Genomic DNA, 12,842 nt, shown 5'->3' with positions numbered 1-12,842 from the left:
AAAAGGCACCTAGGATTTTAGGGGTTCTTGTGGTATAATAAGGAGATTAAGAGGTTTAATAATGAGAAAAATTCGTTTAGAGACCATCCATCTGGTCATGATTGGCTTGATTTTCTTTGGAATTCTAGCCATCTGTGTCAGGACTATGAGCTCCCAAACTGCTCTTCTTCTGGCTATTTTTATCGTCCTGGTGGCTATGGTCGGTCTGCTTTACTACCAAAAGCAGGCCTATGAATTATCAGAATTGGAGCAGATTGAGCGGCTCAACGACCAAACCGAGCTTAGTCTCAAGTCTCTCCTTGATAAGATGCCAGTTGGAGTCGTCCAATTTGACCCAGAGACCGATGATATTGGTTGGTTCAACCCCTATGCTGAGCTTATTTTTACCAATGACCAAGGGGAGTTTAATGTTGACCTCCTACGGACCACCATCCAAGAGCAAAAGGCAGGTTCAGCCAACCACCGTATTCAGGTCAATGACCACACCTATGTGGTCAATATTGACCTAGCCGCTGGTCTTTTCTACTTTTTTGATTCTCTAGGAACAGATTCTAGTTTCGATAGCTCACTTAAGCGACCAGTCATCGGGGTCATCTCTGTTGACAACTATGATGATATTACAACAGACCTGGCAGATACTGATGTGGCTCAAATTAATGGTTTTATTGCCAACTTTATTTCTGAGTTTGCGGGTCAGCATCAGATATACTATCGTCGGGTCAGCATGGATCGCTTCTATTTCTTTAGTGACTACAAGGTTTTGGCCAGTCTGATTGACGATAAGTTTACAGTTCTGGAAAACTTCCGCAATGAAGCCAAGGATTTAGACTTGCCTCTGACCCTCAGTATGGGAATTTCCTTTGGGGAAGATAACCATCAGCAGATTGGTCAGGCTGCCTTGCAGAATCTCAATATCGCCCTTATGCGGGGTGGTGACCAGGCGGTTATTAAGGAAACAGATGAGCATAAGAAAGCCCTCTATTTTGGCGGTGGAACGGCTTCGACCGTCAAACGTTCTAGAACTAGAACTAGAGCCATGATGACGGCTATCTCTGACCGCATTAAAAGTGCGGAGCAGGTCTTTGTTGTCGGCCACTCTCGCCTAGATATGGATGCTCTGGGAGCAGCGGTCGGTATGCAGCATTTTGCGGCAAATATTCTGGAAAGCAGTTATGCTGTTTATGATGACCAGGAGATGAATACCGATATTGCTCGGGCTGTTAAACGTTTACAAGACGAGGACAAGACGAGACTGGTGACGGTTGAGCAAGCTCTGGCTCAAGCCAGCGACAACGACCTTTTGATTATGGTCGATCACTCCAAGTTGTCTCTCACCTTGTCAAGAGAGCTTTACGATAGGTTTACAGAGGTTATTGTCGTTGACCACCACCGCCGTGATGAAGATTTCCCAGACAAGGCTATTTTGACCTTCATTGAAAGTGGAGCCAGCTCGGCTAGTGAATTAGTCACTGAGTTGCTCCAATTCCAAAACGGTCATGAGCCCCTGTCCAAGATCCAGGCTAGCCTGCTTATGGCTGGTATTATGCTGGACACCAAGAACTTCTCGGCTAGGGTCACTAATCGGACCTTTGATGTGGCCAGCTATCTGCGAACCATGGGTAGCGATAGTACAGAAATTCAAGAAATTTCAGCAACGGACTTTGAGGATTATCGTCAAGTCAATGAGCTGATTTTGACCGGTCAGTCCTATGGTGGCGATATGATAATTGCCTGTGGATCTGAGGACCTGGCTTACAGCAATATCATCGCTAGTAAAGCTGCTGACACTCTCCTGTCAATGGCCCATGTCGAAGCCAGCTTTGTGATTAGCAAAAACCATGTTGGTCAGACAGCAATTTCAGCCCGTAGTCGTGATAAAATCAACGTTCAACGCATTATGGAAGAAATGGGTGGCGGAGGTCACTTCAATTTAGCAGCCTGTCAATTAGATGACAAGACTGTCAAGCAGGCTTACACCGAATTAACAACGATTATAGACCGCATTCTTGAGGAGGAAAACTAAGATGAAAGTTATTTTTCTAGCAGATGTCAAAGGTAAGGGGAAAAAGGGCGAAGTTAAGGAAGTACCAACAGGTTATGCCCAAAATTTCCTGCTTAAAAAGAAGCTAGCCAAGGAAGCTACTAGCCAGGCCATCAACGAGCTTAAGGGCAAACAAAAATCAGAAGCTAAGGCAGCAGCTGAACTTCTAGCAGAAGCCAAGACCCTCAAGGCTCAGTTGGATAAGGAAGAAACCCGTGTTCAATTCAGCGAAAAGGTTGGTCCAGATGGTCGAACTTTTGGTTCCATTACTGCCAAGAAAATTGCCGAAGAGCTCCAAAAACAATTTGCTATCAAGGTTGATAAACGGTCCATTGAATTGGACCACCCTATCCGCGCTATCGGTTTAATTGAAGTTCCAGTCAAACTTCACAAGGAAGTTGAAGGACAAATTAAGTTGAAAATCGACCAAGCCTAGTTGACAGTCCTGTCAACTAGTTGGTGAGTCTACTATTGCCTATTTTCCAAGGAAGTTTATTAGGATAGAGGCAGTCATCGTTTAGCGATTAGAATTGGGTCTGCCCCATTCGTATCAATCTTAGTAAGGAGGTAAGGCTTATGCCAGAGGCTCAGGAGTTGCGACTTCAACCGCAAGATTTACTAGCTGAGCAAGCTGTTCTGGGGTCTGTATTTATCAGCCCAGACAAGCTCATTTCTGTTCGGGAGTACATTGAGCCCGAAGATTTTTATAAATATTCGCACAAGGTTATCTTCAAGGCTATGATAACGTTGAACGACCGCAATGATGCCATTGATGCTACGACTGTTCGGGCTGTCTTGGATAGTCAGGACGACCTGCAAAATATTGGTGGTCTAGCCTATCTGGTCGAACTGGTTAATAGCGTACCAACTAGTGCCAATGCTGAGTATTACGCCAAAATCGTGGCTGAAAAGTCCATGCTCCGCAATATTATCTCCCGCCTAACTGAAACGGTCAATGAAGCCTATGATGGGGCCATTGAGTCGGACGATATTATTGCTCATGCGGAAAAAGCCTTGGTGGACATCAATGAGCGCTCCAGTAACAGCGGCTTTCGTAAGATTTCTGATATCCTCAAGGAAAATTACGAGGCTCTGGAAGAACGCTCGCAACAGACTTCTGAGGTTACGGGTCTTCCTACGGGGTTTCGTGATTTGGACAAGATTACAACAGGCCTCCATCCAGACCAGCTGTTCATTCTGGCCGCCCGTCCTGCGGTTGGTAAGACGGCCTTCGTCCTCAATATTGCTCAGAATGTCGGGACCAAGCAGAATGCTCCTGTGGCCATCTTCTCCCTAGAAATGGGGGCTGATAGCCTAGTTAATCGGATGCTAGCAGCCGAAGGTTTAGTTGATTCTCATAACCTAAGAACTGGTCAGCTGACTGACCAAGATTGGCAAAATCTGACCCTGGCCCAAGGTACTCTGGCTGATGCCCCTATTTACATTGATGACACCCCTGGTATCAAGGTGACGGAAATTCGGGCACGTTCTAGGAAACTAGCTCAAGAGCTAGGTGGTCTAGGCTTGATTGTTATTGACTATCTCCAGCTCATCACTGGAACCAGAACTGAAAATCGCCAACAAGAAGTCTCAGATATTTCTCGTCAGCTTAAGATTCTAGCCAAGGAACTCAAAGTCCCTGTTATCGCCCTTAGTCAGCTCTCTCGGGGCGTAGAGCAAAGGCAGGATAAACGGCCTGTCCTCTCAGATATCCGTGAATCAGGTTCGATTGAGCAAGACGCTGATATTGTTGCCTTCCTCTACCGCGATGACTACTATGAACGCGGAGACAAGGAAGATGGTGACCAATTTGAAGATAACACAATCGAAGTTATTCTTGAAAAGAACCGGGCTGGAGCTCGTGGAACCGTTAAACTGATTTTCCAAAAAGAATACAATAAATTCTCATCAATTTCGCAATTAGAAGAAAGGTAAAAAACATGAGTGATGCATTTGCAGATGTTGCTAAAATGAAAAAAATTAAAGAAGATGTTAAAAACCATGAAGGCCAAGAGGTTGAAATGACTCTGGATCATGGACGCAAACGGGAAAAAACGAAGGTTGGTCGTCTGATTGAGGTTTATCCTTCCCTTTTTATCGTTGAGTATAGTGACCAGGCCAGTCAACCTGGTGAAATCAGCAACACCTACGTAGAATCCTACACTTACTCAGATATTTTGACCCAAAAGAGTCTCATTCGCTATTTTGACGAAGATTAAAGAGCCAACCCAGGGCTTTTTTCTTTTGTCAAAGTTGTAACCCTTACTTTACAGACTTGACAGAACTGTAAATCTACTGTCTACTCTCTCGCCTGATACTCAATCAGGCCACTTTTTCTTCCTAATATTGGAAGGATTATTAAGTTAAGAAGGTTTGATAGGAAGGAACTTTCCGCCCCTTATGGAATTTAGAGCTTTACAGGTTTTTGTTTCTATGCTATACTAATCTTCGTGTGAAATAATAGCAGAGCAAAATAAAGCTCGTCAACAGATTTCCTGAAATACCAGTAACCTTGGCTGTTTAGGCGAAGGGCATCTGCACGAATTAGGTTTGCTCAAAACGTTATTTCCTCAAAAATTTTATTTTTAGAGGAGGACATTTTTATGTCTCGTTATACAGGTCCATCATGGAAACAATCCCGTCGCCTTGGCTTGTCTCTTACAGGTACAGGTAAAGAGTTGGCACGTCGTAACTACGTACCAGGTCAACACGGTCCTAACCATCGTGGTAAACTTTCTGAATATGGTATGCAGTTGGCTGAAAAGCAAAAATTGCGTTTCACTTATGGTCTAGGTGAAAAACAATTCCGTAACCTTTTCGTTCAAGCTACTAAGATTAAAGAAGGAACTCTTGGTTACAACTTTATGCTTCTTTTGGAACGTCGTTTGGACAACGTTGTTTACCGCCTCGGTTTGGCAACAACTCGTCGTCAAGCACGTCAATTCGTTAACCACGGTCACATCCTTGTTGACGGAAAGCGCGTTGATATCCCATCTTACCGTGTTACTCCAGGTCAAGTGATTTCTGTTCGTGAAAAATCAGCTAAGGTTCCAGCAATCTTAGAAGCTGTTGAAGCAACCGTTGGTCGTTCAGCCTTTGTATCTTTTGATGAAGAAAAACTTGAAGGTTCTTTGACTCGTTTGCCAGAACGTGATGAAATTAACCCAGAAATCAACGAAGCGCTGATTGTTGAATTCTACAACAAGATGCTTTAATTTTACAAATCAAGAAGGAGTTAGGGACAAAAGTCCTTAACTTTTTTTCTTTTTCAGCATTAGACACACTAACGCAGCGGTTGATTGGAAGTCCTTATCCCTTGCTAGGAAGGGATAGGTCCAAGGGTCTGGGAAACCCTTGGAGAAAACCAATATCAACTGTGCGGAGGTGGGAAATAAAAAGGTTCAGTGTACCTTTTTATCCCGAGCCTTGAAACGGGAAAGCGAGGATAGTCTGGGGATAGACTAGACTTCCCGCGACAGATCCGTTTCAAACTCGATGATAGTTTGAAAGGGAAACTAAGTAAGAGAGCCCAGTAGTTCGCAAAATGGCGACTACTGTAGGGACTCTCTTAAACCTTGAAATTAAAGAGTGAGGTAAATCGATTTCTGGGAAATCGCGATTTTGGTCCCGCTCTCTTTTATAGTTCTTAGTGAAGTGAGCCAGAATGGCAAAGCCGAATTTAGAGCTATTGATGCCGTTTAAACAAAAGCGAAAACTGTGTTCCACAAATCAATTAACCCTTGTCCAAACGGGCAAGGGTTTTTGAGGTTTACAATTGCTAGTATGGACAATGGGTGAACTAGTCCGGTTTTGTGGGTTGGGGCAAAGCTCCAGCTATTTAACTCGCACTACTTTCTTCCATAAAAGTTTGCAGCTTTCTGAACTAGCTGGTTTTTGTTCTTTCGAGCTTTCTGATTTTAATGACTGCCAGTTGGGTTTCCATATCAATCCAGAGGAGGGAGTAGGTTCACGAGGAGCTTAGTAATCTGCTTGGGACTCTCCTTCTTGCCGCGGGTAATCCACATTTGATAGATACCAAACATGGCATGGCTGATATAGACACTATTATAGAGTCGCTCCAGCGAGGTTCTTTGGGGAGTCAGGCCACTGTCGTAGAAATCTGAGGAAATCAACCTTTGCAAGTGGTTGCGGATAAAGTTTTGAATTTCCTTTGTGCCATTTTGGGTAATCAGGGTAGCAAAGAGGGATTCCCTATCCAAAAACTCAAAAATTTCTAGTAGAGTAGCTTCTATATCCATATGGTTTTTATCAAAGACATACTCCAGCTTATTGAAAATTGCCTGCTGGTACTGGTCAATCATATCGTATTTATCTTTATAATGGGTATAAAAGCTTGAACGGCTGATACCGGCTGTTTTGGCTAGCTGACTGGTCGTAATGGCATCAAAATCTTTTTCGGCCAGTAATTCAACCATAGCCTTCTGTAAAGCTTGACGGGTGCGAACTTTTCGATTGTCTTTTGGCATGCTAACTCCTTTTAAACAATAGTATACAAGGTGTCTAAAATATAAGATAGTAAACTTGAAAAAATATCATGTATTTGTATAATATATTATAGTAAAATTATGGACAAAGTGTCTAAAAAAGAGGAAGAAAATGCGAGAAGAAATCAAAGCTATTCTAAAAAGACCAGTAGTCTGGGTAACTATTTTTGGGGTTTCCCTGGTGCCCATGCTCTATAATGTTATCTTCTTAAGTTCCATGTGGGACCCTTATGGGAATGTCAGCCACCTGCCGGTCGCGGTTGTCAATCAGGATAAGGCCGCTAAATTCAACGGTAAAGATCTGACCATCGGTAAGAATATGGTTCGGAATATGGCTGAAAATGATAGCTTGGATTATCATTTTGTCTCACAATCAGAGGCTGAAAAAGGATTAAATCACGGTGATTATTATATGGTTGTGACCCTACCAGAGGAGCTCTCCCAAAATGCTACCACCTTGATGACTGCCCATCCAAAGAAAATGCAAATTAACTATCAAACCACCAAGGGTAGAAGTTTCGTTGCCTCCAAGATGAGTGATTCGGCCATGTCTAAGTTGGAGTCTAGTGTTTCAAACTCTCTGACTCAAACCTATACGCAAGCTGTTTTTCAAAGTATGACTAAGTTGCAAGGAGGAATGAGTCAGGCAGCTGATGGCAGTAGCACCTTAGCGACGGGTGCGGACTCGGCTAAATCAGGCAGTCAGACCTTGGGAGACAATCTTGACCTCCTGTCAACGTCAACCCAAACCCTGGCATCTGGAGCCGGTAGCCTAAATTCAGGTTTACAGACCTATGCTGGTGGTGTTGAGCAGCTATCTGCTGGCCTCAACCTTATGAATGCCAATATGGGAAGTTTGTCTAATGGCGTTTCTGCCCTTTCTTCTGGAGCAGATTCTGCTCAACCTTTAGTCACAGGGGCCAATCAGCTAGCAACAGGCATCAATCAGTTAGCCACTAATACTGGTTTATCTCCAGAGCAAAAAACTCAAATTGACCAGATTATTGCGGCCCTGCCAGCCCTCAATTCAGCCATCCAAACGCTTAATCAAAGTGTCAGTCAGATGGGAGGGACAACAACTTCTCAAACTAGCACACCGACAACAAGCCAAACCTCAACAGCACCAGACCTTTCTAGCCTGCAAACCAGTCTGGCTAGTTTGGAGACGCAATTGCAATCCTTATCTGGTACAGGGACCAGCACTACCACGGCTGATACTTCTGGTCAGTTGGCAGCAGTCCAATCGACCTCGGCCTATCAGTCCTTGACTCCTGAGCAACAGGCAGAAATTTCTGGGGCCATCACTAACAATGCTCCTCAGTCTAGTACTAGTTCGGTCGATGTCAGTGGTCTGATTGCTACTGTCCAAGGCTTGGAAACCAGCCTTGCTAATATCGGAACGACAAATAGCACGACAACGACAAGCAATGCGATGACACCAGCAGCAACCACTCCAGATTTGTCAGGTCTGCAAACTAATCTTAGCACTCTAGCGGCTCAAGCTAATGTTCTTCTGCCAGGGGCTGCTACCAGCCTGTCCAGCTTAGAGTCTGGCATGTCCACCCTTAACACGACCCTCTCTCAACAGGTTCTCCCTGGTAGTCAAGAGGTGGCTGGTGGAATTGGGACCATGCAGAGTCAGTTGGCAAGTGGTTCTTCTCAGCTTGCGACAGGGGTGTCAACCTTGAGCAATGCCACCTCAACCCTAGCTAATGGGGCCAATCAATTGTCCAGCAATTCTGGCCAATTAACCAGTGGTGCCGACCAATTAGCTTCTGGTGCCAATCAGCTGTCTTCAGGCGCTAGCCAGTTAGCTCAGGGAAGTGCCAGTTTGACAAGTGGCTTGTCAACCCTGTCAACTGGTGCGGATACCTTGTCTAAGTCCTTGGCAAAGGCTAAGGGTCAATTAGATGTGGTTTCCGTAAAACCAACTAATGCTAAGGCAGTGGCCCAACCCCTAAACGTAAAACATACGGATAAGGATAACGTGGAAACCAATGGGGTTGGTATGGCTCCCTACATGATGTCAGTTGCCCTGATGGTTGTTGCCCTTTCAGCCAATGTAATCTTTGCCAAGGCTCTCTCTGGTAATGAGCCTCGAAATCGCTTTGCCTGGGCCAAAAACAAACTCTTGATTAATGGTTTAATTGCGACGGCTTCGGCTACGATTCTTTTCTTTGCGGTTCAAGCCATTGGTGTTCACCCTAACTACACCGGCAAGACCTATCTGGTCACCCTTTTTGCGGCCTGGGCTTTGATGGCCCTTGTAACTGCCTTGGTCGGTTGGGATCAAAGGTATGGTTCCTTTGCCAGCCTCATTATCCTGCTCTTACAACTAGGATCCAGCGCAGGAACCTATCCAATCGAGCTTAGTCCAAAATTCTTTAAAATCGTTCAGCCCTACCTGCCTATGTCCTATTCGGTTTTAGGCTTACGTAAGACCATATCCCTAACAGGTGATGTGGGACGAGAACTTACGACCTTACTAGCCTTTATGGTGGGCGCCATGATTTTGGGCTTGCTTATTTACCGTCAACAGGATGACCGCTAGTTGACACAGTATTGAGAGAATATAAAAAGAGCTTGACAACTTCGTCAAGCTCTTTTACTACTTACTCAAGATTGATACTGCCAGTATCGGCCTTGAGATCTAAGAAATTCTCTTTTGAAGGAATGAGTTTATCACTGATGTTGGAACTACCTGTATCGGCATGACTGGATACGGTGAGATGGTAATCTTTGAGACTAAGGTCAATGCTGCCTGTATCAGCGGAAATCTGATTATCCTTTTTAAAGGTTAAGTTTTCTCCATTTAGGCTACCGGTGTCAACCGAAATCTTGCTCGAAGTTAGGGTGACATCACTGATGTCAATGCTACCAGTGCCGTTGGTCATAGAGAAGTTGGATACTTGTGAATTTTCAATATCGATAGCTCCTGTATCAAGTTGGGCTTGTCCAGCTCCGATAGTAGAACTGTTAATGGATAAACTGCCAGTATCAACATCAGCATCAAGTCGCTTGACCGTAAGATTATCTAGTTTTAAGCCATGAGTCCAGAGTTTACTCTTGATACTAGTGAGGCTTTGTCCCTTTGGTAGGGAAATCACAATGGTATTCAAGTTTTCGGCTTTATGATTAGCAAGATCAGCTAGGAGTGATAGATTGAAGAAATGAACCCCTCCCTTAGTTGACTGCTTGAGATTTAAGGTTTTGTCTGTGACCTTGAAGTCAACCGTGGCTTTTTTGCTGGTATAGTAGGAGATGCTAGCCTCCTTATCGGTCGTTGTTTTGACCTGGATATCATAGTAATTTCCCTCTAAATCAATTTTATCAAACTGGTCTAACTTCTTTTCCACATGGCTAACCTGACCGCGGTTTTCCTGGAGAATGCCGTCCAGGCCACCACTGACCTGTCCGATGTAGCCAATGACAGCTCCAGAAAGGATTAAAGCAATCCCAGAAATTAATGTCACTTTTTTCCATTTTTTCATGATCGTTTTCCCTTCCTAATCGCCCAGCGAGCGATGCCAACGCTTCCTCGCCCAATCCAACGGGAAGCTTCAGTCGTTGCCAAAACAAGCAGACAAGCAAGGCCTGCGAAGACCATTCCCATGCCGATGCCGAGCAGTCCACCAGACCAGGTTGAGCCCAAGTAAGTTAAACCGTCAATAAAGATGGCAACCCCAGAGATTGCACCAGCGATGCCTAGGATGAAAAAGGTAAAAATCACGGCAAAACCAACTAGCAAGAGAGAAAAGATGATGGCAATGAGGGCCCAGCCAAAGGGGTTGAAGAGGCAGGCTAGGATGGCTATCCAAATCAAGGCCAGGCGCGATTTAGAATTACCGAAATCACGCTCAGATTTTTCATCTAGGATATTATTGATAATTTCCTTAGCAGCCTCCTTGGGACTGCCCAGCTCTTGGATGACTTGGGCCTCATTTTCAGGCCCAGCTTCATCAAAGTATTCCGTGAAGTAATCCATGGCTTCTTGGTAATCCTGCTGGGGTAACTTTTTCAGGTGTTTATCCAGCTGCTTTAAGTAGTCATTTCTTGTCATGTCTGATACTCCCTTCGATAATGCCGTCGATGGTTGAAATATGATTCCGCCAATCCGCCTTTCTTTGCTCTAACTGGTTCAGCCCTTGGGGCGTGATGGAATAATATTTACGTCGTCGTCCTTGGAATTCCCGACTATAGATTGTGACATAGCCAGCCTTCTCCAGCCGTTTAAGAATGGGGTAGAGCGTTGATTCCTTAATATTAGCAATGAGTTTAATGGTTTGACTAATCTCATAACCATAGGAATCTCCTTTTTCTATAATGGCTAAAATCAGAAATTCGATGAGAATGGATGATACCGGAAAATACATAGGCACCTCCTTGTTGATATATATTTATTTTACACATTAAGTATAAAAGAATCAGCAAGATATGTCAATAAAAAATATATAATTTTTATATATATTTTGAAAATGCCTAATTCTCTATAAAAGAAAGCGAAAACATGATATGATGGTAGCAGCAAAGAGAAAAAAGGGATATTATATGAAGAATATTTTAGAGCGGATAAAAAATTATCAGCCCAAACCTCTGGGTCAAAAGCAGAGCTTTGCTGTCTTACTCCCCCTAGTTTGGGGTGAAAAGAGCCAGGGCTGGCAGATTCTCTATCAAATTCGCAGTAGACATATTTCCCAACCGGGGGAAGTTTCCTTTCCAGGGGGACGGCTAGAGCCTGGCGAAAGTTTCCAAGAAGCCGCCATTCGAGAAACCAGTGAGGAATTAAATATTCCCAGCTCGCAAATTGAGCTTATGGGGGAGATTGATTATTTTGTGCACCACGGACGGACTATCCGCTGTTTTGTTGGGAAAATTTTGGGAGATTGGCAGTCCATCCAGCCAAGCCCTAGCGAGGTTGAAAGGCTTTTTACCCTACCTCTGGATGCCTTGCTGATGACCAAGCCCAAGACTTATAATCTAACGGCCACCCCTAAACCTGCTGCTAATTTTCCTTTTGGGCGCATTCCCAATGGCTCTAACTATAATTTTGGCAAGGATAAACGTCAGGTTCTCTTCTACGATTTAGGCGGAGAAAATCTTTGGGGCATGACGGCTCAGTTTACGGCCCGTTTTATTGAGATTTTGAAGGCTGACAAGGATTGACAGGGCTGTAAAGCTATTATTGATGGATGAAAACCCTATAGTAATGACTTTCTACCGCCCTGCCCTTCCTATCTAACTTGACAGGATTTGTAAAGTCGAATAGGGTTGGGTCAGTCTTCTCTTCCTCGTGACAGCGACCTGTCGGGCTTTTGTCGGGTTATTGTCGCCTTTCTGTCGTTCTCAAATATTTGCTGAATAGCTATACTAGGACCGTAAACAAAAAGCAAAAGAGCTTCAGTTAACAGAGCAAAGATTTCATTGAAAACTTAGATAAAGCTTTTTAACCTGGTTAAATTTAGAGCTCTTTGTAAATTGAAAGGACTTTTATAGTATGGAAAACAAAACACTTGTCGCGACTCTTCGCAAACAAAGAGGTTGGACCCAAGAACGCTTGGCAGAAGAAACGGGTCTCAGCGTCAGAACGATTCAACGAATTGAAAGGGGCGATGATTCCAGCCTAGAAACTCTTGGCCTAGTTGCCAATGCCTTAGAGCTTTCTATTAAGGAGCTCTTTAAATCAAGTGACGATAGCCAAAAGATGGCAGAAATTTCGACCTACGCTGATGAGCAGGCCAGTCAGCTAGAAAAACGCCATGCTGAGAATAAGCTATTTTCCATCTTTCGCCTGGCCTACATTTTCCTGATGGTTGGCCTAGCAAGTCTTATCAATCTGATTAGGGGTGAAGTCCTACAAGTTGTCATTAGCTTGCTTTGGGTCTTTCTCTTTCTAGCTGGGTTGACGGTTTCCAAGTATATCCGCAAGACCATTTGGAAGGACCGTCTTGATAAGAAGTATCCCTTGACTAGGAATATCCCTCTATCTCGTAGAGACGGAACTTCTAGCTCCAAGGATGACTTTCTCTGGTGGAAGAATCCAGTTGCTCGTACGGTTGGGCTGATTTTTTGGAGTGTTATCATTCCCCTACTCTTTATCTGTAAATATGCTTTACATCTTTTCTAAGCCAAAATCCCGTTGATACAGCCTTTGAGCACTATTTCAAGTTTTACCTTTACAGGATTGTCAACCGACTTTGCCCCTTTAACGACCTGCCTTTTATCTCTATTATCTTCTTGGCCTGACAGAAGTTTCCCTTTTGTCTAGGCTTTTTATTTTTTATACTCTTCGAAAATCA

Annotated in this window: 12 protein-coding genes; 8 read left to right on the top strand and 4 right to left on the bottom strand. The window is 44.0% G+C overall.

Annotation, left to right across the window (positions count from 1 at the left end; genetic code table 11):
* Positions 1–61: 61 nt before the first annotated feature.
* From DYE66_RS01660 to rpsD, 5 genes are all read left to right on the top strand, one after another.
* Complete coding sequence (locus DYE66_RS01660; RefSeq protein ID WP_115324823.1) at positions 62–2,023, top strand: DHH family phosphoesterase; 1,962 nt, start codon at positions 62–64, stop codon at positions 2,021–2,023.
* A 1-nt stretch (position 2,024) separates the two neighbouring features.
* Positions 2,025–2,477 (top strand): 50S ribosomal protein L9, encoded by a 453-nt coding sequence (gene rplI, locus DYE66_RS01655; RefSeq protein WP_019783291.1) that lies wholly within the window; start codon positions 2,025–2,027, stop codon positions 2,475–2,477.
* 140 nt (positions 2,478–2,617) lie between these two features.
* On the top strand, positions 2,618–3,976 hold the full coding sequence (dnaB, locus tag DYE66_RS01650) for a replicative DNA helicase (protein WP_115324821.1): 1,359 nt from the start codon (positions 2,618–2,620) through the stop codon (positions 3,974–3,976).
* A gap of 5 nt (positions 3,977–3,981) precedes the next feature.
* Complete coding sequence (locus DYE66_RS01645) at positions 3,982–4,260, top strand: Veg family protein (RefSeq protein WP_115324819.1); 279 nt, start codon at positions 3,982–3,984, stop codon at positions 4,258–4,260.
* Between the two features lie 384 nt (positions 4,261–4,644).
* On the top strand, positions 4,645–5,256 hold the full coding sequence (rpsD, locus tag DYE66_RS01640) for a 30S ribosomal protein S4 (RefSeq protein WP_002999566.1): 612 nt from the start codon (positions 4,645–4,647) through the stop codon (positions 5,254–5,256).
* A gap of 729 nt (positions 5,257–5,985) precedes the next feature.
* Here rpsD and DYE66_RS01635 read toward each other — a convergent pair.
* Positions 5,986–6,528, bottom strand: coding sequence for a TetR/AcrR family transcriptional regulator (locus tag DYE66_RS01635; RefSeq protein ID WP_115324817.1), 543 nt, complete (start codon positions 6,526–6,528; stop codon positions 5,986–5,988).
* A gap of 130 nt (positions 6,529–6,658) precedes the next feature.
* Between DYE66_RS01635 and DYE66_RS01630 the strand changes: the two genes are divergently transcribed.
* The gene (locus tag DYE66_RS01630; protein ID WP_002999626.1) at positions 6,659–9,097 is read left to right on the top strand and encodes a YhgE/Pip domain-containing protein; all 2,439 of its coding nucleotides are present in this window, start codon (positions 6,659–6,661) and stop codon (positions 9,095–9,097) included.
* Positions 9,098–9,158: 61 nt separating this feature from the next.
* Here the strand turns inward: DYE66_RS01630 and DYE66_RS01625 are convergent, their stop codons facing one another.
* The 3 genes from DYE66_RS01625 to DYE66_RS01615 are packed head-to-tail and all read right to left on the bottom strand — an operon-like array spanning position 9,159 to position 10,919.
* Positions 9,159–10,037: a DUF4097 family beta strand repeat-containing protein gene (locus DYE66_RS01625; RefSeq protein ID WP_002999690.1), complete on the bottom strand. Its 879-nt coding sequence runs from the start codon at positions 10,035–10,037 to the stop codon at positions 9,159–9,161.
* A complete protein-coding gene (locus DYE66_RS01620; protein ID WP_002999544.1) occupies positions 10,034–10,606 on the bottom strand; it encodes a DUF1700 domain-containing protein in 573 nt (190 codons plus the stop codon). Before DYE66_RS01620 ends, DYE66_RS01625 begins: the two co-directional genes overlap by 4 nt.
* Positions 10,593–10,919 (bottom strand): PadR family transcriptional regulator, encoded by a 327-nt coding sequence (locus tag DYE66_RS01615; RefSeq protein WP_002999543.1) that lies wholly within the window; start codon positions 10,917–10,919, stop codon positions 10,593–10,595. The genes DYE66_RS01620 and DYE66_RS01615 overlap by 14 nt, the downstream gene beginning before the upstream one ends.
* Positions 10,920–11,094: 175 nt before the next feature.
* On the opposite strand from DYE66_RS01615, the gene DYE66_RS01610 reads away from it, so the two are divergent.
* Together DYE66_RS01610 and DYE66_RS01605 are read left to right on the top strand one after the other, a co-directional pair.
* Complete coding sequence (locus DYE66_RS01610) at positions 11,095–11,709, top strand: NUDIX hydrolase (protein ID WP_338131515.1); 615 nt, start codon at positions 11,095–11,097, stop codon at positions 11,707–11,709.
* 331 nt (positions 11,710–12,040) lie between these two features.
* Positions 12,041–12,670, top strand: a complete 630-nt coding sequence (locus DYE66_RS01605; RefSeq protein ID WP_002999509.1) for a helix-turn-helix domain-containing protein — start codon at positions 12,041–12,043, stop codon at positions 12,668–12,670.
* Positions 12,671–12,842 lie beyond the last annotated feature (172 nt).

The organism is Streptococcus downei MFe28 (genome assembly GCF_900459175.1).
GTDB lineage: Bacteria > Bacillota > Bacilli > Lactobacillales > Streptococcaceae > Streptococcus > Streptococcus downei.
This window is presented reverse-complemented; position numbering and strand designations above follow the sequence as displayed.